Source organism: Lachnobacterium bovis DSM 14045 (assembly GCF_900107245.1).
Lineage (GTDB): Bacteria > Bacillota > Clostridia > Lachnospirales > Lachnospiraceae > Roseburia > Roseburia bovis.
Genome location: NZ_FNPG01000021.1, coordinates 1 through 22,037, shown reverse-complemented (window position 1 = coordinate 22,037; position 22,037 = coordinate 1). Strand labels below are relative to the sequence as shown.

Below are 22,037 nucleotides of genomic sequence, written 5' to 3'. Positions count from 1 at the left end.
ATGACGAAATAATAATAGTAAGATAACAGGAAAATAAAAGAACAGTACAAATAACCTAAAATTATGAAAAAGAAAAGTTGAATATGAAAAAAGAAGACAGTTATTTTAACAAGGCGTTGCAAAATTTTATGTTTGATATGGCTAGTGCGGGCGCAATAAGAGCACTGACAAAGAAGGGATTAAGCACTAAAGATATAAAAAAGCAACTTGATTTTCCAACGCCAGAAAATATTATTAGTGAGATTTCGTGGGAATGTTTAGTTTCCGAAAAAATAGTATTATTAGAGGATCCCAAAATGGAAACTCCTCCGAAAAAATATAAATATGTTAAAGAGTATGGAAAGTATGGAAAGACATATTTAAAACGAGTTGAAATAGAAAATGAGGTAATAATTGACAAAGATAGTTATATTCCAATAAATTTTGGAATACAGATGTACAAAGATAAAGATAAATTTTTGAAAAAATTAGATAAATTAAATGAAAAAGATAGAGATTTTATTTTAGGACTCCCTTGGCCTTTAAAAATAGTGTATTATAAAGAGGATGAAAGAATCAAAAGGATTATAGAAAGATTAGGAGAGTAAGGATGAATAAAATTTTTGAAAAGTTCAAGATATCAAATAATTCACCAGTGATTGTGACGTTTACGTTGTTGTGTTTTGCGTCATATATTTTAAGCCAGATTTTTGGGTATAAATTCAATCATACATTTTTTTCTGTGTATAGATCATCGCTAGCAAATCCACTTACGTATCTTAGATTTTTTACACATGTATTAGGTCATGCGTCTCGCAGTCATTTGATAGGAAATATAACGTTGCTGCTCGTTGTTGGACCATTATTAGAAGAAAAATATGGATCAAAAAACATCTTAATGATAATATTAGTGACAGCTTTTATGACAGGTTTAGTAAATTATATGTTTTTCCCTTATCGATCATTATTAGGGGCTAGCGGAGTAGTATTTGCATTTATTTTACTATCACCATTTACAAATCTTAAAAGTGGATACATTCCTATAACATTAATATTAGTAGTTATTTTCTATATTGGCGGTCAAATTTTTGACGGACTTTTTGTTAAAAGTAATGTATCAAATTTAAGTCATATAATCGGTGGAGCTGTTGGTGCTGTATCAGGTTTTATTTTACAAAAAGCACATAATTAGAGCACTTTTACAGCTAAGAAAGAATTCAATATATATTATATGTTTTATAAAAGGTAGAATTTATTGTTTATTCTTTAGAGAATAAAGATAATGTTTAGTGGATAACATAAATAAAATATCAAGGCACACGGTGATAATTTAAGTTGTTGCCGTGTGCTTTGCATATGATATAATATACTAAGTGATAAAAATAGAAAAATACGAGTAGGAGGATTTTAATGGCAACACTCGGAAATCCAAAGAATACAATTGAAGTATTACAAAAATATAATTTTAATTTTCAAAAGAAATTTGGACAAAACTTTTTAATAAATACAGGTGTTTTAGAGGATATTATTGAAGCATCAGAGATTACAAAAGATGATTTTGTTGTAGAAATAGGTCCGGGAATAGGAACAATGACACAGTATTTATGTGAAAATGCAAGAGAAGTTTTAGCAGTTGAAATTGATACGAATCTAATTCCGATTCTAAAGGATACATTAAAGGAATATGATAATGTTGAGGTTATTAACCAAGATATTTTAAAAGTTGATATTAATAAAATTGCAGAAGAAAAAAATAATGGACGCCCAATTAAGGTTGTGGCTAATTTGCCATATTACATTACTACACCAATCATTATGGGCTTATTCGAAAGTCATGTACCGGTTGAAAGCATTACAATTATGGTTCAAAAAGAAGTTGCAGATAGAATGCAGACTGGTCCTGGAAGCAAAGAGTATGGAGCACTTTCGTTAGCGGTTCAGTACTATTCAAATCCCAAAATAGTATTGAATGTACCACCAAGTTGCTTTATGCCACAGCCTAAAGTCGGAAGTGCAGTTATTAAATTGACATGTCATAACAATCCACCGGTAGAAGTGGATAATGAAAAAATGCTATTTAAAGTTATAAGAGCATCATTTAATCAACGAAGAAAAACACTTGCAAATGGGCTAAAAAATTATGGTGGAATACCGTTATCAAAAGAACAGATACAAGAGAGCATTGAAGAACTTGGAGTAGAAGCCAATATTAGGGGAGAAAAGCTATCGCTAGAACAGTTCGCACAGCTAAGTAACATTATAAATAAAAAATTAAAAGAGGGTTAAAGGATATGCAATATAATGATAATTTACATTATCGAATACAACCAAGAGGAAATAGAAAAAAAGTAAAAGACTATACTAGAACTTTATTAGCTGTTTTATTGCCTTTTCAAGCAATAATTACATTAATTAGCTGCATACCGTTTAGAGAAAGCATAGAATTAACGATACAAGTTAGTAGAAGAGAAAAATGTAGCGATTTAATGTATACAACAGCATATTCTATTTGGTCGAATTTTTTATTGATTGTAAATGTATTGATATTTTTAGTAATTATATATGATATATATCAAATAAAAAAAGCGGGCTATAGGGTTTTGCTACATATTGTTATGTTGTTTATGTTAAGAGATTTATATTTAGTATATAGAGCATCCGCATTTAGAGAAAAATTGTCATATGCTGAAATAATTTCAATTATAGGTTGCGTTGTAAGAGTGATTGCAATAGGCGTTATGAGTATGATCATTATCAAAAATCCGCAAATTGTAGATATGATACTAGTATCTAATAAATTTGAAATGCTAGGATTTTAAGTTTTTTTACACGTCAAAGTTTGCTATATAGCAAGATGGGAGTGAAAAAATGAAAAATAGGGGTTGTAATGGGAATATAAGAAAAATTGTAGATCAAATTATAAAAAACAGGAGCACGGACGCTAAAATAACGTTAGAATACTGTGGTAAACTGTTAGAATATGCCCGTATAAATAATGATTTTTCTGCATATGGATTAGGTTATTATTTTAGAAGTGAAGTTTATTATTGGTTGAATGATTCTGATAAGTTTTTTGAAGATGCCAGTAGGGCGTTGACGTTTCTTGTTGAGATGGGAAAAAATAAATTGATTGCAAAGAGTTATAATAGAATGGGCATTTTTACAGCTAATGGTGGAAATGCCCCTATAGCTATGGATTATTATCTAAGTGGTCTTAAATATTGCGATTCTAGTGAATTATATGAAATAAAAAGTATTATAGAGATGAATATAGGGACATTGTATTTTTCAGTGGGGAAATATGAGCAAGCAAGCGAAATGTTGCATAAAGCATTGTCTTTTTTTGAAGATAAAGTAGAAAAGCCATACTATGATACTGTAATGATGTGCATTTATTCAAATTTAATCAAAACATATATCCAGAAACAAGAATATGAAAAAACACAAAATATAATTGAATTTGTTGTAAAAAACTACTGGAATGATGCAGAAAATATAGATAAAATTTCTCTACTTATGATAGAAGCAATTTTTTACCATAAAATAAAAGATTATAAATCAAGGAACGAGTGCGTAAAAATAGTGACAGAAAGTATGCCGAATCACATGGGGATAATAGATTGCTTTGATGATATAGATGAGTATTGCAATATGTTGCTTGAAACAGATTTAGATGAAGATTTTTGGGCAGTTATAAATGTTGTTGAACCAATTTTGAAAAACGTCAGAATGATATATTTTCAGATGAGATTGATGTCAATAAAAATAAAATATTATAGAATACATAAAAAAAATGCTGAGTTTCTGCAGGCTACAGGATTATATTATGAATATTCGGAGTTGATGGAGCAAGAGAATATTCTTATGGCAAGTAATATGCTTACAATTAGAATTAACCTTGAAAAAGAAGAAAAACGAAGAATACAAATAGAGAGAGAAAATGAAAGATTACAGCAAAAATCAGAGTTAGATCAGTTGACACAAATGCCAAATAGATATGCTCTTGTAGAGTATGCTAATAAGTCTATAAAAAAAGCGTATAAAAACCAAAAAAGCATAGCGGTAGAAATCCTAGATATTGATTATTTTAAAGAATATAATGACAATTATGGCCATCAAGAGGGAGATAAATGTTTGCAAATGATTGCCGAGAATATAAAGGAAGTTGTAGCAAGAAAGGGTGGTTTTTGCGCAAGATATGGTGGAGATGAATTTGTGATTATTTACGAAAACATTTCGTTGGAACAAGCGATAAAACATGAAAGGCTGCTCCATGAATCCATAAGACATTCAAAAATAAAACATGAATATTCTAAATGTGATACAAAAGTGACAGTCTCACAAGGAATATGTTGTGGAATTCCAAGAAAAGATGATGGTTTAAAAGATTATCTTGCAATTGCGGATGAAATGTTGTATAACGTAAAAGAGGCTGGAAGAAACGACTATGAAGGTGGAATTTTAAGTGAAAAAATTAGAAGATAATACTTTAAATTATACATATATCGTAAGATGCAGTGATGGTACGTATTACACAGGATGGACTAATAATTTAGCAAAAAGAATTAAGGCGCATAACGATGGAAAAGGTGCAAAATATACAAAGGCCAGACGACCCGTAGAGTTAGTATATTATGAATCTTTTCCAACAAAACAAGAAGCTATGAGTCGTGAATGGCATATTAAACAATATTCTAAAAACAAGAAGGAAAGCCTTATCAAAAATCTTGACATAAAATACAATAATTGATAAAATTGAAATGTTAAATATGAATAATATGAGTACGAAGAAATCCAGGTTATTAGAACGCTGCATTCAGCGTTCTTTTTTTAGGTATACACAAAGAAAGGATATATATGAAGACAGTTAAATTTGAAGATCTTGAGTTAAAACCTCAAATTTTAAGAGCTATCAAAGACATGGGATTTGAAGAAGCAACACCTATTCAAAGTCAGGCAATTCCAGCCGTAATCAGTGGAGTTGACGTTATCGGTCAAGCTCAGACAGGAACTGGTAAAACAGCATCATTTGGAATTCCATTACTACAAAAAGTAGATCCAAGTATCAAAAAAACACAGGCAATCGTGTTATCACCAACTAGAGAATTAGCAATCCAATCTACAGAAGAATTACACAAATTATCAAAATACATGCATGGCGTAAAGATTTTACCAGTATATGGAGGACAAGATATTAGCCGCCAAATTAAAGCTTTAAAAGGTGGAGTGTCAATCGTAATTGGAACACCAGGACGTATTATGGATCACCTTAGAAGAAAAACAATTAAATGTGATGAAATTAAAACAATTGTTTTAGATGAAGCAGATGAAATGTTAAATATGGGATTTAGAGAGGATATTGAGACAATTTTAGAATATATGCCATCAGAAGACAGACAGACAGTATTATTCTCTGCTACAATGCCAAAACCTATCATGGATATTACCAGAAAGTATCAGCACGATGCTAAGCATATCAAAATCACTAAAAAGGAACTTACAGTTCCTAATATAGAACAGTATTATTATGACGTAAAAAGACACGATAAAATCGATGTTTTATCAAGATTATTAGATTATTATAATCCAAAACTTTCTGTTGTGTTTTGTAACACAAAAAGAATGGTTGATGAATTAGTTTCAGAATTAAAACAAAGAGGATATTTTGCAGAAGGTTTACACGGAGATATGAAACAGGTTCAACGTGATAGAGTTATGCGTAAGTTTAGAACAGGTAAAACAGATATTTTAATCGCTACTGATGTTGCAGCAAGAGGAATTGACGTTGATGATGTTGAAGCTGTATTTAACTACGATATTCCACAAGATGATGAATATTATGTACATAGAATAGGACGTACAGGCAGAGCCGGTCGAGAAGGAAGAGCATTTACTTTTGTACGAGGTAAAGAAGTTTACAAGCTTAAAGATATTCAACGTTACTGTAAGACAAAAATTAAACATAAAGCAATTCCTTCATCAGAAGATATCGCTCAAATTAGAGCAGAAAAGATAATGGACGAGATTTCAAGAATAATTGATAATGAGAAATTAGATGATATGATTGATATCATTGAAAGCCAGGTTAATGAATCTGATTATACATCAATGGATATTGCAGCAGCATTCTTAAAACAGGCATTAGGTATGGTGGAAGGAACGAAAGAAGAAATTGAAGAAGAAAATTCATGGGATTTCTCAGATACAGGTGCTGAAGAAGGTATGGTTAGATTATTCGTTAACATCGGTAAAAACCAAAAAATCAGACCAGGAGATATCTTAGGAGCTGTTGCAGGCGAAGCAAATATTCCAGGCAAGCTAGTAGGAGCAATTGATATGTATGATAATTATACATTTGTTGAGGTGCCAAAAGAATATGCTAAAGTTGTTTTAAAAGCTATGAAAAAAGCAAAGATTAAAGGTAAATCTATTAACGTAGAACCAGCAAATGCAAGATAAAAATGGATAAAAGATAAATAAAAAATAATTTTTCTGAAAGAAGTATAAATTTTTATAAAAAATGACGATATATAAGATGAGAAGAAGTCAGGAGATTATTTATAAATGCCTTGAAAAAGGTGTGAAGCGGGGAAGTACTGGGGAGTATTTCATATAAACTGTTTCAAATTTTAACTAGTAGGTTCTGTTTGAGCGTGAAAGAACCTACTAGTTTTTTTGCTATTTTTAAGAAAAATATGCTAAAATATCATTGAAAAAATTAAAAACGAAAGGATTAGATATGACATTATATGTTTTACGTCATGGTCAAACTCCATGGAACAAATTAAAAAAATTACAAGGTAGAATGGATATTCCACTTAATGAGAATGGTTTAGAGCTTGCTGCTAAAACAGGAGAGGCAATGTTAGAAGTCCCTATAGATTTAGTGATTTCTAGCCCATTAAAAAGAGCTAGACAGACAGCTGAATTAATTACAGTAGGAAGAAATATTCCAATGATAATAGATGAAAGAATAGAAGAAATTTCTTTTGGCGACTACGAGGGAGAAAGTGTTTTAGACGGCGAGAGTGAAGTAATCCCAGCTGATTTTCTTCACAAATTTTATAACAAACCGTTAAAATGTAACAGACCACCACATGGTGAATCATTCCAAGACGTTATAGAAAGAACAAAAGATTTTTATAAATCTTTGATTGAAAATCCAGAATATAAAGATAAGAATATTTTGATTTCATCACATGGTGCAGCAAGTCGTTGTTTCTTATGCAATTTCTATACTGATAAGGAAGACGTATGGAGAGGTCAGATACCACCTAACTGCTCAGTTACAATAGTAGATGTAAATGATGATGGACAAGGCAGAGTAAGAGTTTTAGATAAACAGTTTGCAAAGCTAGATGATAAGAAGTAATAATCAATCAGAATGAGAATAAAGAATTATCAAACTAGGCAATCAGGATAAACGGTTGAAATAATACTTTAATCCTCAAAAAACTACAAATGAAATAATTTATAAAAAAATATAAAATTAAGTTGACAATGCCCATGCGTTGTGGTAATATAATTTGTGTCGAGTGACAAATTGAATAGATGCAGGGGTATCGAAGTGGTCATAACGAGGCGGTCTTGAAAACCGTTTGTCCGCAAGGGCACGTGGGTTCGAATCCCACCCCCTGCGTTAACATTAAAAGAACTTGTAGAGTTTATAAGCTTTACAAGTTCTTTTTTTGCAAGAGAACAACCACGAGAATTACTGCAATTGTTCTCAAATACTTTTATCGTAATGGAGAAAATTGCAGCATTCTGTGATGAAAAATTCCTGCTTTATTAAGAAAACAGTTATAAAAATGATCGAATAAATAAATTATTCACCAAAATATCTCTTTAATAATCCCTCAAAAGCTTTTCCGTGTCTAGCTTCGTCTCTGGCCATCTCATGAACAGTATCATGAATTGCGTCAAGATTAGCTGCTTTTGCACGTTTTGCAAGATCTGTTTTGCCCATTGTAGCACCGTGTTCAGCTTCGACACGCATTTCAAGATTTTTCTTTGTTGAATTAGTTACTACTTCTCCTAATAATTCAGCAAATTTAGCAGCATGTTCTGCTTCTTCGTAAGCAGCTTTTTCATAATACATGCCAATTTCAGGATATCCCTCACGCATAGCAACACGAGCCATTGCTAAATACATACCAACTTCAGAGCATTCACCATTGAAGTTAGCGCGTAAATCTTCGATGATATCATCACTTGCACCGCCTGCAACACCAACAACATGTTCTGAAGCCCATGTACGATTATCATCTTGTTTTACAAATTTTGTGTCTGGAGCATTACATACGGGACATTTTTCTGGTGGTTCATCTCCCTCATGAACATAACCACATACTGAACAAACCCATTTAGCCATAAACTTTACCTCCTATAATAAAAATTAGCGTTTTATAACGCATATAAAAAATGTTAAAAAACTTAATGCATAATAATTACTTGATAAAAATAGTAATCATTACTAGTATTAATATATCACATATTTATAAAATGTCAAATCTATATTTAAAAATTTTCTAAAGGGTTTATTAAACTATATAAATAATGGTCTTCCCATTTGTTATGAAGGTATATACATTTTCGGTTTAATCCTTCTTTGTAAAAACCAAGTTTTTCCAATAAATTAATAGAAGCTGTATTGCATGGCATAACTTTAGCCTCGATCCTGTGTAAATGCAAATCATTAAAAATAATATCATTTAAAGTCATAAGAGATTCTAAGGCATATCCATGATGTTGAAATTCGCTTGAAAATTTATACCCGACTTCACAACTTTGATAAATACTTTTTTCAATTCGGTGATAACACACAGTACCAATAATTTTATGTGGATCCTTTTTTAAAAAAACATAAAATCGCACAGCCTCTAGCTTCAGCAATAGTGAGTGTTCCCATTTGAGAACTTTTTTTTGATAATTTACAGTATAAAAGTTTGGCATTCTTTCAGGTTCATATTTTTCAAATAAATCTTTATCTTTTAAATAAAAATCAAGAATATGTTTAGCTTCATCAGTCCTGCAAACCCTAAGGACTAATCTTTCAGTTTCATATTGAAATAGCATAGCAGTCCATCCTTTGCAATGTTATAGTTTTATTTCCGCTTATATCAATGTATAATGATATAGAGTATATCGTATTAAACAAATGTATAATTAAATCTATATTAATATGATAATTAATTTAAATTGAAAAGTCTATTAACAATGAGGAAGAATAATGTATACAAAAGATGAGAAATACATGGCGGAAGCTATAAAACAGGCTAAAAAAGCACAGAAAATTAACGAAGTTCCAATAGGATGTGTGATAGTACAAAATGAAAAAATAATAGCTCGCGGATATAATAAAAGAAATTCTAAAGGATGTGTATTAGAGCATGCAGAAATAAGCGCAATAAAAAAAGCATGTAAAAAAACAGGAGATTGGCGTTTAGAAGACTGCACGATGTATGTAACTTTAGAACCTTGTCAAATGTGCGCTGGCGCAATTGTTCAATCTAGATTAAATAAAATAGTTATAGGTTCAATGAATCCTAAGGCAGGTTGTGCGGGATCGGTAATTAATTTGTTACAGATGAGCCAGTTTAATCATCAGGTTGAGATTCAAAAGGGAGTTCTTCAAGAAGAGTGTAGCCAATTATTAACAGATTTTTTCAAAGAATTACGAAAAAATAAAAAGAAAAAAACGAAAGAAAAAAATAAGTAGCAATATTAAAAAAATATAGAATATAGACGTATAATGGTTGACAATAGAGGATATTATATATTATAATTAAAATCCGAGCAGCCGGGGTGTTAGCGGTACCTTGAACCAACAATCCGCTATAGTTGGGGTGATGCTTCGCAGAGGGTTGTATATGTTAGAGACGCCCTCTATAAGTGGCGATGAAGCTTGGGTCTTACGCAATAGAAATCCATGAACCGGGTCAGGGCAGGAATGCAGCAGCCATAAGTGGAACCTTTTATGTGTCGTGAGGGTGCCTGGGCGGAGTTAACTGTAGAGGTAACGGTCTAGTGTATAGATTCGAAGTGAAGCGCTCGTTTTTTATTTAAAGAAAAACAACGTAATATAAAACAGTAAATAGTTAATAGTTTGTATGCGCGTAAGCGTAGAAATGAGGGAAAAATGATACAAGACATTGAACCACATAATTTTAATAATCAGTATTTGGATGCAACACCAGAAGATGATAGTTTAATTTTATTCTTTAACAATAATCATTTGGCAATTTATGAACAAACAGTCGACGAGTCTATCAATAAAATCGAAATTAAATTTCCACACTACAAAAAAGTAAAAGATCATATATGCTCATATACCTATTTATTCGCCTTAGATGGGGTTTCTTTTTTCAGAGTTTACGTAGAAGATGACCAGGTTGATGAGTTAAAAGATTTAGGATTAAAGTTTAAAAAGAGACATTATTTTAGAAATACTTTACCAAAAGAGTACGCTTTTGCATCACTTACCGCTTTACATTTGAATGGGTGGTATGAAATTAATAGATTTTGTGGAAAATGCGGTTGTGAAATGTTGCACGATTCAAAATTGAGAATGTTAAAATGTAAAAAATGTGGTAATGAAGTTTTTCCTAAAATTGCTCCAGCTGTAATTGTGGCAATTGTAGATAAAAACAGAATTTTATTAACAAAATATAGAGGACGTGAATATAAGAATTATGCATTAGTAGCAGGCTTTAACGAAATTGGTGAAAGCCTAGAAGAGACCGTTAAAAGAGAAGTGATGGAGGAAGTCGGTCTTAAAGTAAAAAATATCCAATATTATAAATCACAACCATGGGGATTGGCCGATAATATACTAGCAGGATTTATATGTGAATTAGATGGGACAGACAAAATTTTAAAAGACGAACTAGAATTATCTGTTGCAATGTGGGTAGATATGGATAAAATAAATCCTGATGAGCTAGAAACTATAAGTTTAACAATGGATATGATAAAACATTTAGTTTTAGCTAATTCTGCCTCTAAAATGACAAAATGAGTCAAGTATAAAGTCTATTGACATGGTAGAAAATAAAAGATAGTATTTTACTATGAAATGGAGGAATTGAAATGAAAATCTCTACAAAAGGAAGATATGCGTTAAGGCTTATGGTAGACATAGCAGTACATTCAGACGGTCATCCAATTAGTTTGAAAGATGTTGCAAAAAGACAAAATATTTCTGATAAGTATCTAGAACAAATTATATCTATACTTAATAAAGCAGGGTGTGTGCGAAGTATCAGGGGAGCACAAGGCGGATATTTGCTAAATGTTGATCCTAAAGAGTGCACAGTAGGTAGAATTTTAAGAATAACAGAAGGATCGTTAGCGCCGGTTTCATGTATAGAAGATGATGAATTAGTATGCGAAAGAGCAGATAAATGCGTTACTTCATTCGTATATATGAAGATTAATGAAGCAGTAAAAAATGTTGTAGACAATATAACGCTTCAGGACTTGGTAGATACCTATTTTAAAAAAAAGAATAACTAAATTATAAAAATTGTACAAATATACATTTTTTTATGGTTTAATTGTAAAAATCGTACAAAATACAATAATATAAATATATTTCGAATAGATGGAGAGGAAATAATATTGAAAAAGAAAGTAATAGTAGGATTGTCAGGTGGAGTTGATTCATCAGTAACTTCGTACCTTTTAAAAGAACAAGGATACGAAGTAATTGGCATGACAATGCGAACATGGGATGATTCTAAAGATGATATTTTATCTCAAAGTTCGGATGAGCTAATAATAAATGATGCAAAAAGAGTAGCACAAGCAATTGGAATAGAACATTATGTAGTAGATTTCCACGAAGAATTCCGTAAAGAGGTAATTAATTACTTTATTGATGAATATAAAAATGCAAGAACGCCAAATCCTTGTGTTGTATGCAATAGAGCGATAAAATGGAAAGCATTATTTACTGCAGCAGAAAAGTTTGGCGCAGATTATGTGGCAACAGGCCATTATGCCAAAATAGAGCAATTAGAAAATGGAAGATATGTAATCAAGAATTCTAAGACTGCTCAAAAAGATCAAACATATGCTTTATATAATTTAACACAAGAGCAGTTGCAGAAAACATTGTTGCCATTAGGTGAATATGAAAAAACAAGAATTAGAGAAATAGCAGAAGAAGTAAACATTCCTGTGGCAGATAAAAAAGATAGTCAGGATATTTGCTTCATAAAAGACGGTGACTACGCTTCTTTTATAGAAAAAGAAACAAAACAAACTTTTGAAAAAGGTGATTTTGTAGATTTGAATGGAAATGTATTAGGAGAACACAAAGGAATAATACATTATACAATAGGTCAAAGGAAGGGCTTAGGAATTACAGCAGCTACTCCATTATTTGTAAAAGAGATTCGACCAGAAACAAATGAAGTTGTAGTTTGTCAGTCGGATGATTTGTTTTCAAAAGTTTGCTATGTAGAGAATGTTAATTTTATGGCAATTTCAAATTTGACAGGACCATATAATACAATTGGAAAAATAAGATACTCACATAAAGGATCGGAATGTATTATAGAACCAGTTACAGATAGCAAAATAAAATGTACATTTAATGAACCACAGAGAGCTTTTACACCTGGACAATCAGCAGTATTCTATGAAGACGGTCATGTTTTATGTGGTGGTACAATTGTTTTACAATAGTATAAATATTTATTAATTGAGAAGAGGGAGAATCTAGTTATGGCAAATATTCATAAAAGTGCATTGGAATTAATTGGTAGAACACCATTAGTTGAATTAAACAACATAGAAAAAAAATTCGGCTTAGAAGCCAAGATAATTGCTAAAATTGAAACTTTTAATCCAACAGGAAGTGCAAAAGATCGAGTAGCAAAAGAAATGATAGAACAAGCCGAAAGAGACGGCATTCTTAAACCTGGTGCTACAATAATAGAACCAACTTCAGGAAATACAGGTATAGGTTTAGCATCAGTTGCAGCGCTAAAAGGATATAAACTAATTATAGTTTTACCAGATACTATGTCGATTGAAAGAAGAAACATAATAAAAGCGTATGGAGCAGAAATTGTTTTATCAGAGGGAAAGCTGGGAATGCAGGGTGCTATTGATAAGGCGAATGAATTGAATAAACAGATTGAAGGAAGTTTTATCCCAGCACAGTTTGATAATGAAGCAAACGCTTTAGCTCATGAAAAAACAACAGGACCAGAAATTTGGGAAGATACAGAAGGAAAAGTGGATTATTTTGTTGCAGGAGTCGGCACTGGTGGAACTATAACAGGTACATCAAGATATCTAAAAAAACAAAATCCTTTAGTTAAGGTAGTGGCTGTTGAGCCAGCAACTTCAGCAGTTTTATCGCATAAAGAAGCAGGTGCTCATGCGATTCAGGGAATTGGAGCAGGCTTCATCCCTAGCATTTTAGATGTAAATTGTTACGATGAAGTGTTAGCAATTGACAATGAAACTCCATTCGAATATGCTAAAATGATAGCTCAACTTGAGGGAATTCTAGTAGGTATTTCATCAGGAGCAGCACTTGCAGCAGCAGTTGAAATTGCAAAACGTCCAGAAAGTAAAGGAAAAAATATAGTTGTATTCTTCACAGATAGTGGAGATAGATATTATTCAACTAAAATGTTTCAATAATATATTTCAATAATGTTAATATATAAAAGGGATTCTTTTATGATTTTTTTTAAAAATGAAAATATAAAGGAATTCCTTTTTGTCTGAAAAAATCTTTTAATCTCTTAACAATATATAAAACGCCCAGATAACAAAAAATTCACAAAATAATAATACAATTATTTACATATAGATATTATAATGTAAGTGAGGTCAAAAACAAAACAGGAAGAATGAGAAGGAAAAAATTATGGATGAAATTTTAAATAAAGTAAAAGAAAAATGGATTAAAGAGAATCTATTATCAGATAAAGTTTTAGATGCAATTAATGCAAACATAATGCCAATTGAAAGATTTATGGCATATTATAGATGTGCAATAATGGAAGTAGAAACAAAGTTTAAAGTTTTAAATGAACAATTTTCATTACAGTATGATCGAAATCCAATAGAATCTATAAAGACAAGAGTAAAATCTGTTGAGGGCATTATTAAAAAAATAAATAAAAAAAATATCCCTTTATCGTTAGAAGCAATTGAAGAAAACGTAACAGATATTGCAGGTGTTAGAGTTATTTGCTCTTTTCCAGAAGATATATACTATCTTGCAGATTGCTTGCTTCAACAAGATGATATTACACTTATAAAGAAGAAAGATTATATAAAGAACCCAAAACCAAGTGGCTATAGAAGTTTACATTTGATAGTAGAAGTGCCTATTTTTTTGGAAAACCAAAAAAGACCTATGAAAGTAGAAGTTCAACTTAGAACTATCGCAATGGATTTTTGGGCAAGTCTTGAACATAAATTACAATACAAAAAGAATATTCCAGAAAGTGAAGTGGAATATTTGTCGAAGGAATTAGAGGAATGTGCAAGAATTAGTGCTAGCTTAGATGAAAGAATGGAAAAAATCAGAAATAGAATGAATAATTGCGCAAAAGAAACAAATGATATAAATAATGAAGAACGAAAATTATTTACAGCATTAATAAGAGAAAATGCAATGAATTCAGATGATTTGAGTTTTGGTGAAACACAAAATTTAGCACAATCTTCTAGAAATATGTTAACATATAATAAAGAAAACTTTTTTTTAGAAGAATAAAAGTTAAATATAAAATTGTAGACGAAAATTTTGACAAAATGTCTTTTTTTGGCTAAGATAGGTTTTACGGTAATAAGAATTGGAGATGAAATTATGTTTCAAAAAAAGCAATATATATATAGTGAGACTCAAGGAGTGTGTCAGGTAGATAATATTGTATCTTTAAAAACTAAAAGGCGTGCTCCAATGCAATATTATGTGTTGAAGTCGGTTTATGAGCCTCAAACTATTTCATACATTCCGGTTGAAGGACATAAAGTAGAATTAAAAGAGTTGTTCTCAGCAGAAGAAGCGAAGGTGTTAGAACATTCCGAATTAGCTAAAAAAGATCTCAAATTGCAAGATGCTATTGATTTCGTCCTACAAAGAGAGAAGGGGAAAGATGGCGCAAGGAATTAATAAGTTTATGCTTGGTCAACAAGATGTTGATGGAAAGAATTGTGAATTTCATTATGACAGGGGGCAATACTTAATAATAGAAAAAGTCAATGATGATAAAAAACAGCTTTATAAGTCGAGTAATTCACAAGAAGCATATAAAACATGGAATACATTAATCGGTAGAAAAAAAGGTTTTAAAAATGATGAACGTAAAAAGGAAAAAAAATAAGGTAAGATAAAAGATTTCAGAGAAATCAAATTTTCTGGAAAAGGAAAGGAGTCATAATATGAGAGTTGGTTTGTTGACTAGTGGTGGTGATTGTCAGGCGCTTAATGCTGCAATGAGAGGTGTTGTAAAAGGATTATTTGAATATGACAAAAAAGTTGAAATTTTCGGGTTTCGAAATGGATATAAAGGCTTGATTTATAAAGATTATACTCAAATGTCACGTTCAGATTTTTCAGGGATACTTACGAGAGGCGGCACAATATTAGGTTCTTCAAGACAGCCATTTAAGCAGATGCGAGTTCCAGATGAAAATGGATTAGATAAAGTAGAAGCAATGAAACAAACATATTATGACTTAAACTTAGATTGCATAGTTATTCTAGGTGGAAATGGAACAGAAAAAAGTGCCAATATGCTTCGAGAAGAAGGGCTTAATGTTATACATTTACCCAAAACTATAGATAATGATATTTATGGAACAGACGTTACTTTTGGGTTCCAAAGTGCAATTAATATAGCTACAGATGCAATTGATTGCATTCATACAACGGCTGCTTCGCATAATCGTGTGTTTATAGTTGAGGTAATGGGACATAAAGTGGGATGGCTTACTCTTTATGCAGGCATTGCAGGCGGAGCGGATATTATCCTTATTCCGGAAATACCATATGATATAGATAATGTGGTTTCTGCCATAGAAAAAAGAGGAAAAGAAGGTAAAGGTTTTACAATTTTGGCTGTAGCAGAAGGCGCAATTTCGAAAGAAGATTCTAAATTGTCAAAAAAAGAATACAAAAGCAAACTGGCTGAAAGAAAGTATCCTTCAGTTTCTTATGAAATCGCAGCAGAAATTGAGAAACGAACAGGTGTTGAAGTTCGTGTAACAGTTCCCGGACATACGCAAAGAGGTGGCAGTCCATGCCCATATGATAGAGTTTTGTGTACAAGATTAGGAGCAGCAGCAGCAAAAGCAATTGTAGATAAAGACTATGGAAATATGATTGCTATGGTCAATGGAGAAACAAAAAGGGTTCCGCTTGGAAAAGTTGCAGGAAAACTCAAATCAGTTGATCCTAAGGCACAAATGATAAAAGAAGCAAAAATAGTAGGAATAAGTTTTGGCGATTAAACATAAATATAGTATTAAGCATATAAGTCAATCGTTAACCTAAAAATAAATGAGCGAATATAATGCTAGGAGATAAATTTAAAAATAATTGCCCAAAACACAGATTAATAATTATTTTTCGAGAAGAAAACTTCTTACAATAGAAAAAAGAAACAGATAGAAAGTGGGTGAAATAACGTGTCATATACGGCACTGTATAGAAAGTTTCGACCACAGGGATTTGAAGATGTAAAAGGGCAGGATCATATAGTTACAACCCTAAAAAATCAAATTAAAGCAAATAGAATTGGACATGCATATTTGTTTTGTGGAACAAGAGGAACAGGAAAGACTAGTGTGGCAAAAATCTTTGCAAAAGCAGTTAATTGTGAAAACTCAAAAGATGGAAGCCCATGTGGAGAATGTCCGACTTGTAAAGCTATTGCTGAAGGTTCATCAATGAATGTAATAGAAATCGATGCAGCTTCGAATAATGGTGTAGAAAACATTCGACAAATAAAAGAAGAAGTGGCTTATAGGCCTACAGAAGGTAAATATAAAGTATATATCATTGATGAAGTTCATATGTTGTCAAACGGAGCTTTTAATGCATTATTAAAAACATTAGAAGAACCACCATCATATGTAATTTTTATATTGGCAACAACAGAAGCGCATATGATTCCGTTGACAATTTTGTCTCGATGTCAACGCTATGATTTTAAAAGAATATCGATAGAGACAATATCGGATAGACTAAAAGAACTTATGACAATAGAAAATGTTGAATGCGAAGAAAAAGCCATACGTTATATAGCCAAATCAGCGGATGGAGCCCTAAGAGATGCTTTGTCCTTGCTAGATCAATGCATAGCATTTCATCTAGGAAAAAAACTAACGTATGATATGGTCCTAGAAGTTTTAGGAGCAGTAGACACAGATGTTTTCACTAAATTGTTCAATCAAATTGTAGAAAAAAACCTGTTGGGTGCGATTTCTACATTAGAAGAGCTTGTTATAAAAGGAAGAGAGCTAGGGCAATTTGTAAATGACTTTACATGGTATTTGAGAAATCTGTTGCTTTTAAAAAGTTCAGATGGAATGGAAGATGTGTTAGATGTCACATCCGAAAATCTAGAAATACTAAAAAAAGAAATACAAAGAGTATCAATTGATGAATTAATGAGATACATCCGTATTTTCTCAGAATTGAGTAATAAACTAAAACATGCTACTCAAAAAAGAATTCTTGTAGAAATTGGAATTATAAAAATATGTAAGCCAGAAATGGAACAAAATTATGATTCCATAGTAAATAGAATAATTGCATTAGAAAAAAAGATGGAAAAAGGAATAGTCGTTGCAAATTCTAACGTACAAGGAAGCTCAGAAGCTACTCAATTATCTAATGATACTCAAAAGGTTATTCCTAAGAAACTACCAAAGGCATTGCCAAAAGAGATAGAAGCTCTCGCCAGGGAATGGAATGCAACAATATCTGCGTGTGGAGGACTATCAAGAAATTATTTCAAACAAGCAGTACCGACAATAGGTTCAAATAATGAAATAATCCTAATGCTAGATGACAAAAATGCATACGAATATCTCAGCAATAACAGAGGTGATTGTCTCACTGATTTAAAGAATCAAATTGTAAACAAAATAGGAAAAAGTGTAGAAGTTGTTGTAAAACAAAATACAGAAAATGTGGCAGCACAAGAAGCTGTTATTGATATTACAAAATTGATAAATATGGATATAGAAGAAGAGCAGATGTAACCACAATTTGCTCTGGATTAATGTAGCGTTAATTTAATAATCATAATATAGTTAATATCTAATGCAACAGTATCAACAATGGTAAAAGGTTACAACAAACTTTTAATAAAGTATAGACAAAATGAAAAAAAATTAATACAATAAAAATATTGTATTAATGAAAAGTAATTAATAAAAAAGCATTAAATATAATGCGTATAGGAGGAACAAAGAATGGCAAGAAGAGGTGGATTTCCAGGTGGAATGCCAGGAAACATGAATAATATTATGAAACAGGCACAGAAAATGCAGAAGCAGATGGCAGAAGCACAGCAAGCCTTAGAAGAAAAAGAACATACAGCAAAAGCAGGCGGTGGAGCTGTAGAAGTAACAGTTAATGGTAAACATGAAATTGTTAGCGTAAAATTAGCTGAAGAAGTTGTTGATCCAGATGATATTGAAATGCTTCAGGATTTAATAATTGCTGCAACAAACGAAGCAATGAGAATGGTTGATGAAGATTCACAACAAACAATGTCTAAATTTACAGGTGGATTAGGCCTAGGATTCTAATATGGAATACTATAGCAAAGAAATAACAAAGCTTATAGAAGCTCTATCAGGATTACCTGGGATTGGTAGTAAGACAGCTCAAAGACTTGCTTTTCATATATTAAATATGCCAGAAGAGCAAGTGCAAAATCTTTCGAGCTCCATAATAAACGCAAAAAGAAATGTAAAATATTGTAAAGAATGTTTTACTTTGACAGATGAAGAAATATGTCCGATTTGCAAGGATGCCAAAAGAGATCATTCAACAATAATGGTTGTTGAAAACACCCGAGATTTAGGAGCATACGAAAAAACAGGTAAGTACAATGGTGTTTATCATGTTTTACACGGAGCAATATCTCCGATGTTAGGAATAGGTCCCCAAGACATTAAATTGAAAGAATTAATGACACGTTTGCAAAAAGATGTAAAAGAAGTCATAATAGCGACAAATTCAAGCCTTGAAGGTGAAACAACAGCTATGTATATTAGTAAACTCATAAAGCCTACTGGAATAAAAGTAAGTAGAATTGCAAGTGGTGTTCCAGTAGGAGGAGACTTAGAATACATAGATGAAGTGACTTTATTACGCGCGTTAGAGGGTAGAACAACATTATAATCCAACTCCAAAAAATATATGATGTTAAACGTTACATTTAAACAGTAAGTATAACATCGCGTATAAAAATAATGTTTTATTTTAACTACACAAAACCGGAAAATATAGTTGCAATAAAAAAGTAAAAAAAGATTTGACAATAAAATCCTAGGTGCATAAAAATTCATGTTCTAGTAACTAAGAAAGTTATTATGTAAGCTTGAATTAATTGTGTGCCTGGGATAATATTGTTATTAGGGAAAAACAAAATGTGAGGGGAAAAATGGCTATTAAGAGTGAGTTCAAAAGAATAGAAACAAATGAAGATATAATTGAAAAAAAAGTTCGAGAACACAAAAATAAAATATTTAGACGAATAGTTGCAATTGCTTTGGTGATTACATGTTGCATAATTCTTTTTGAATTGTTATCATCAATGCGCTCTTATTCAAAATATACCGTCGTCGATTACAGTAAATGTTCAGACACAGGTGCCGCAAAATACGAAAGTTTCAAGGGAAATATTGTAGAGTATAGTAATGATGGGGCTAACTGCAAAACATCATCAGGAGATTTAGTCTGGAATCAGGCTTATACAATGACAACTCCGGTAGTTACAAAATGTAAAGATTATATGGCAATTTACGACAAAGGTGGAACAAAAATTGTTCTTCTTAATGAGGGCGGCTTAGTAGAAAATTTAGATACAACGAAGCCTATACAAAAGGTAAAAGTAGCGGCTCAGGGAAGTATTGCAATAATCCAAAAAAGTGGAACAGAATATGATGTCAAATTATACGATAAAAAAGGTAAAGAGTTGGCAGGTGGAGAATACCACGGCAATAGAGGTGGCTTCCCGATTGATATAGCGATATCAATGGATGCAAAAAAAATGGCAGTTTCATTAATAGACATAAATAAAGGAAAAGTAGATACAACTTTGAATTTTTACAATTTTGACACGGTAGGCCAAAATAAAATAGATAATAACGTAGGTTCATTCTCATACAATAATACAGTTGTACCTGAGATATATTATTCGTCTAATAATTCAATGGTTGCAATAGCCGATAATGCTATATATCAATTTTCCGAAACAGATACACCGAAACTCAAAAGAAAAATAGAAATAAAAGAAAACATTAGAAGTGTTTTTTACAATGAAAAGTATGTTGGTGTCGTAACAGAAAATAATGCTGAAAAAAGTGAGAAAAAGCATATCGTTGTTTATGATAAAAACGGTAAAATTGCAATGGAAAATAACACATCTCTTGCTTATGATACAGTAGAGATTTTAGATAACAATGAAATATGTTTAAAGAACAATTCAGAGTGTGAAATTTATACAATGTATAGTATAAGAAAATTTAAAGGAAAATTTGACCAGGAAATATATAAAGTATTTACAAGAGGATCATCCCGTAAATATGTTTTTATAGCGAAAGGCGAGATGCAAGAAGTCAAACTGTATTAATTGTATTAATATATATTACAATATAACGTGTGTCCAATACTGCATAAAACGAAATTGGTAGCATAAAAACGAGATTAATATTACAATTATGAGATTAATATTGCAATTATAAGATTAATACTATAATGTATAATCAATATATAATGCGTGTAAAAAAATCTGTGAAATTTCATAATGAATGTGAAGAATTTGAAGCGCTAAGAAGAATAAAAAACTTTATGGCGCTTCAAACTTATAAAAAAGATTACATAATAAATCATAGGATAATAAAAAAGCAATCTAACAATCCCATAACATCAACCCCAACCAGTCTCAACATCTTCAACCAATCCCAATAATCTCAACCAACTTCAATAACTTCAGCCATTCCCAATAATCTCAACAAACTTCAACCAACCTCAATAATTTCAGCCAATCTCAACAATCTCAGTCAACTTCAACCTCAATAACTTCAACCAATCTCAACAATCTCAACCAACTTCAACCCCAACCAATCCCATAAGCCAGTAAAGGAATGCAATAAGTAATAAATAGATTGTAGAAAAGGTTGAAAAGCGAAAAAAGTAAAGTAAATGTTAATTGAAATACGACTTTTTCATGGGCATAATATAGAATAATATAAAATAATAATATAAAAAATAAAAATTAATAAAAAAGTAAAAAAACATGTTGACATAAGATACAAAAGATGATATTATAATTGAGCTGACAGCGAAGAGCTCACAAGCAAAGGAAACTTAAGCATAAAAGTTAAAGTAGATATACGGAAGTAGATATATATATGGAAGCATGTGCTTGGGGTTGTGAGAAAAACTTCGACAGTCATCTTTCGTCAATTGCCTATATAAACATTAATAAGCGATTGATAATCATTTGTTTTTTGTTTTAAATATTCGATTATTAGCACCTTGATTGGTAGCTGCGAATTAAAAAATAAAAACAAAAAAGTGTTGACAAACACAAAGAAAGATGATAAGCTATAGAAGTTGTCGCTGATAAGCGAAACAAAAACTTTGATAACTAAATAGTGAAAAACCTTGAAAGATTCTAAAGAGAATTATTCAAGTAATCAAAAGATTACACGAACAGCATCAAAAAAGATGCACCTTTAAAACAGTAACAAGGAAATTAGCCAAGCTAAGTTCTGAGAATCAAATTTTAAAATGAGAGTTTGATCCTGGCTCAGGATGAACGCTGGCGGCGTGCTTAACA

Annotated in this window: 23 protein-coding genes, 1 tRNA gene and 1 other RNA gene; 23 read left to right on the top strand and 2 right to left on the bottom strand. The window is 31.4% G+C overall.

The genetic code is table 11. The features are described from left to right. Window positions 1-83: 83 nt before the first annotated feature. The 9 genes from BLV79_RS08725 to BLV79_RS08685 all read left to right on the top strand — a co-directional run bounded on the left by BLV79_RS08725 (window position 84) and on the right by BLV79_RS08685 (window position 7,618). Window positions 84-587 carry a hypothetical protein gene (locus tag BLV79_RS08725; protein ID WP_074718167.1) on the top strand — a complete coding sequence of 168 codons (504 nt, stop codon included), beginning with the start codon at window positions 84-86 and terminating at the stop codon, window positions 585-587. A gap of 2 nt (window positions 588-589) precedes the next feature. Then, entirely contained in the window at window positions 590-1,171 is a 582-nt protein-coding gene (locus BLV79_RS08720) for a rhomboid family intramembrane serine protease (RefSeq protein WP_074718165.1), read from the top strand. Window positions 1,172-1,389: 218 nt separating this feature from the next. After that, on the top strand, window positions 1,390-2,265 hold the full coding sequence (rsmA, locus tag BLV79_RS08715) for a 16S rRNA (adenine(1518)-N(6)/adenine(1519)-N(6))-dimethyltransferase RsmA (protein ID WP_074718163.1): 876 nt from the start codon (window positions 1,390-1,392) through the stop codon (window positions 2,263-2,265). A 5-nt stretch (window positions 2,266-2,270) separates the two neighbouring features. After that, window positions 2,271-2,798: a hypothetical protein gene (locus BLV79_RS08710; protein ID WP_074718161.1), complete on the top strand. Its 528-nt coding sequence runs from the start codon at window positions 2,271-2,273 to the stop codon at window positions 2,796-2,798. A 49-nt stretch (window positions 2,799-2,847) separates the two neighbouring features. Beyond that, window positions 2,848-4,464 (top strand): tetratricopeptide repeat-containing diguanylate cyclase, encoded by a 1,617-nt coding sequence (locus tag BLV79_RS08705; protein ID WP_074718159.1) that lies wholly within the window; start codon window positions 2,848-2,850, stop codon window positions 4,462-4,464. Next, the gene (locus BLV79_RS08700; RefSeq protein WP_074718157.1) at window positions 4,445-4,729 is read left to right on the top strand and encodes a GIY-YIG nuclease family protein; all 285 of its coding nucleotides are present in this window, start codon (window positions 4,445-4,447) and stop codon (window positions 4,727-4,729) included. Before BLV79_RS08705 ends, BLV79_RS08700 begins: the two co-directional genes overlap by 20 nt. A 107-nt stretch (window positions 4,730-4,836) precedes the next feature. Further along, entirely contained in the window at window positions 4,837-6,438 is a 1,602-nt protein-coding gene (locus BLV79_RS08695) for a DEAD/DEAH box helicase (protein WP_074718155.1), read from the top strand. A gap of 250 nt (window positions 6,439-6,688) precedes the next feature. Further along, window positions 6,689-7,351, top strand: coding sequence for a histidine phosphatase family protein (locus BLV79_RS08690; RefSeq protein WP_242871455.1), 663 nt, complete (start codon window positions 6,689-6,691; stop codon window positions 7,349-7,351). 181 nt (window positions 7,352-7,532) lie between these two features. After that, window positions 7,533-7,618 (top strand) — tRNA-Ser (locus tag BLV79_RS08685). Between the two features lie 186 nt (window positions 7,619-7,804). Here the strand turns inward: BLV79_RS08685 and BLV79_RS08680 are convergent. After that, window positions 7,805-8,350, bottom strand: a complete 546-nt coding sequence (locus tag BLV79_RS08680) for an NADH peroxidase (RefSeq protein WP_074718151.1) — start codon at window positions 8,348-8,350, stop codon at window positions 7,805-7,807. A 146-nt stretch (window positions 8,351-8,496) separates the two neighbouring features. Beyond that, entirely contained in the window at window positions 8,497-9,054 is a 558-nt protein-coding gene (locus BLV79_RS08675; RefSeq protein WP_074718149.1) for a GNAT family N-acetyltransferase, read from the bottom strand. Between the two features lie 154 nt (window positions 9,055-9,208). On the opposite strand from BLV79_RS08675, the gene tadA reads away from it, so the two are divergent. The 14 genes from tadA (at window position 9,209) to BLV79_RS08605 (ending at window position 20,825) form a co-directional block, all read left to right on the top strand. After that, window positions 9,209-9,697 (top strand): tRNA adenosine(34) deaminase TadA, encoded by a 489-nt coding sequence (tadA, locus tag BLV79_RS08670; RefSeq protein WP_074718147.1) that lies wholly within the window; start codon window positions 9,209-9,211, stop codon window positions 9,695-9,697. A gap of 73 nt (window positions 9,698-9,770) precedes the next feature. After that, window positions 9,771-10,033: signal recognition particle sRNA large type (gene ffs, locus BLV79_RS08665), an RNA gene on the top strand. Window positions 10,034-10,117: 84 nt separating this feature from the next. Then, window positions 10,118-10,996: an NAD(+) diphosphatase gene (nudC, locus tag BLV79_RS08660; protein ID WP_074718145.1), complete on the top strand. Its 879-nt coding sequence runs from the start codon at window positions 10,118-10,120 to the stop codon at window positions 10,994-10,996. 71 nt (window positions 10,997-11,067) lie between these two features. Continuing rightward, window positions 11,068-11,493 carry an RrF2 family transcriptional regulator gene (locus tag BLV79_RS08655; RefSeq protein WP_074718143.1) on the top strand — a complete coding sequence of 142 codons (426 nt, stop codon included), beginning with the start codon at window positions 11,068-11,070 and terminating at the stop codon, window positions 11,491-11,493. A gap of 105 nt (window positions 11,494-11,598) precedes the next feature. Further along, window positions 11,599-12,669, top strand: a complete 1,071-nt coding sequence (mnmA, locus tag BLV79_RS08650) for a tRNA 2-thiouridine(34) synthase MnmA (RefSeq protein ID WP_074718141.1) — start codon at window positions 11,599-11,601, stop codon at window positions 12,667-12,669. A gap of 39 nt (window positions 12,670-12,708) precedes the next feature. Then, a complete protein-coding gene (gene cysK / locus BLV79_RS08645; protein WP_074718139.1) occupies window positions 12,709-13,638 on the top strand; it encodes a cysteine synthase A in 930 nt (309 codons plus the stop codon). A gap of 229 nt (window positions 13,639-13,867) precedes the next feature. Then, window positions 13,868-14,725: a GTP pyrophosphokinase gene (locus BLV79_RS08640; protein WP_083354518.1), complete on the top strand. Its 858-nt coding sequence runs from the start codon at window positions 13,868-13,870 to the stop codon at window positions 14,723-14,725. A gap of 93 nt (window positions 14,726-14,818) precedes the next feature. Continuing rightward, window positions 14,819-15,124, top strand: coding sequence for a CarD family transcriptional regulator (locus BLV79_RS08635; protein ID WP_074718137.1), 306 nt, complete (start codon window positions 14,819-14,821; stop codon window positions 15,122-15,124). Beyond that, a complete protein-coding gene (locus BLV79_RS08630) occupies window positions 15,108-15,335 on the top strand; it encodes a hypothetical protein (protein WP_074718135.1) in 228 nt (75 codons plus the stop codon). Before BLV79_RS08635 ends, BLV79_RS08630 begins: the two co-directional genes overlap by 17 nt. Window positions 15,336-15,393: 58 nt before the next feature. Continuing rightward, entirely contained in the window at window positions 15,394-16,464 is a 1,071-nt protein-coding gene (locus BLV79_RS08625) for a 6-phosphofructokinase (RefSeq protein WP_074718133.1), read from the top strand. 177 nt (window positions 16,465-16,641) lie between these two features. Then, the gene (gene dnaX / locus BLV79_RS08620) at window positions 16,642-18,222 is read left to right on the top strand and encodes a DNA polymerase III subunit gamma/tau (protein ID WP_074718131.1); all 1,581 of its coding nucleotides are present in this window, start codon (window positions 16,642-16,644) and stop codon (window positions 18,220-18,222) included. A gap of 213 nt (window positions 18,223-18,435) precedes the next feature. Next, on the top strand, window positions 18,436-18,774 hold the full coding sequence (locus BLV79_RS08615; RefSeq protein ID WP_074718129.1) for a YbaB/EbfC family nucleoid-associated protein: 339 nt from the start codon (window positions 18,436-18,438) through the stop codon (window positions 18,772-18,774). 1 nt (window position 18,775) lies between these two features. Next, window positions 18,776-19,372 (top strand): recombination mediator RecR, encoded by a 597-nt coding sequence (recR, locus tag BLV79_RS08610; protein ID WP_074718127.1) that lies wholly within the window; start codon window positions 18,776-18,778, stop codon window positions 19,370-19,372. A 262-nt stretch (window positions 19,373-19,634) separates the two neighbouring features. After that, a complete protein-coding gene (locus BLV79_RS08605; RefSeq protein WP_074718125.1) occupies window positions 19,635-20,825 on the top strand; it encodes a DUF5711 family protein in 1,191 nt (396 codons plus the stop codon). Window positions 20,826-22,037 lie beyond the last annotated feature (1,212 nt).

Coding starts and splice junctions, on each gene's coding strand:
- BLV79_RS08725 (WP_074718167.1), top strand. CDS start 84: ATGAAAAAAGAAGACAGTTATTTTAACAAGGCGTTGCAAAATTTTATG.
- BLV79_RS08720 (WP_074718165.1), top strand. CDS start 590: ATGAATAAAATTTTTGAAAAGTTCAAGATATCAAATAATTCACCAGTG.
- rsmA (WP_074718163.1), top strand. CDS start 1,390: ATGGCAACACTCGGAAATCCAAAGAATACAATTGAAGTATTACAAAAA.
- BLV79_RS08710 (WP_074718161.1), top strand. CDS start 2,271: ATGCAATATAATGATAATTTACATTATCGAATACAACCAAGAGGAAAT.
- BLV79_RS08705 (WP_074718159.1), top strand. CDS start 2,848: ATGAAAAATAGGGGTTGTAATGGGAATATAAGAAAAATTGTAGATCAA.
- BLV79_RS08695 (WP_074718155.1), top strand. CDS start 4,837: ATGAAGACAGTTAAATTTGAAGATCTTGAGTTAAAACCTCAAATTTTA.
- BLV79_RS08680 (WP_074718151.1), bottom strand. CDS start 8,350: ATGGCTAAATGGGTTTGTTCAGTATGTGGTTATGTTCATGAGGGAGAT.
- BLV79_RS08675 (WP_074718149.1), bottom strand. CDS start 9,054: ATGCTATTTCAATATGAAACTGAAAGATTAGTCCTTAGGGTTTGCAGG.
- tadA (WP_074718147.1), top strand. CDS start 9,209: ATGTATACAAAAGATGAGAAATACATGGCGGAAGCTATAAAACAGGCT.
- nudC (WP_074718145.1), top strand. CDS start 10,118: ATGATACAAGACATTGAACCACATAATTTTAATAATCAGTATTTGGAT.
- BLV79_RS08655 (WP_074718143.1), top strand. CDS start 11,068: ATGAAAATCTCTACAAAAGGAAGATATGCGTTAAGGCTTATGGTAGAC.
- cysK (WP_074718139.1), top strand. CDS start 12,709: ATGGCAAATATTCATAAAAGTGCATTGGAATTAATTGGTAGAACACCA.
- BLV79_RS08640 (WP_083354518.1), top strand. CDS start 13,868: ATGGATGAAATTTTAAATAAAGTAAAAGAAAAATGGATTAAAGAGAAT.
- BLV79_RS08635 (WP_074718137.1), top strand. CDS start 14,819: ATGTTTCAAAAAAAGCAATATATATATAGTGAGACTCAAGGAGTGTGT.
- BLV79_RS08630 (WP_074718135.1), top strand. CDS start 15,108: ATGGCGCAAGGAATTAATAAGTTTATGCTTGGTCAACAAGATGTTGAT.
- BLV79_RS08625 (WP_074718133.1), top strand. CDS start 15,394: ATGAGAGTTGGTTTGTTGACTAGTGGTGGTGATTGTCAGGCGCTTAAT.
- BLV79_RS08615 (WP_074718129.1), top strand. CDS start 18,436: ATGGCAAGAAGAGGTGGATTTCCAGGTGGAATGCCAGGAAACATGAAT.
- recR (WP_074718127.1), top strand. CDS start 18,776: ATGGAATACTATAGCAAAGAAATAACAAAGCTTATAGAAGCTCTATCA.
- BLV79_RS08605 (WP_074718125.1), top strand. CDS start 19,635: ATGGCTATTAAGAGTGAGTTCAAAAGAATAGAAACAAATGAAGATATA.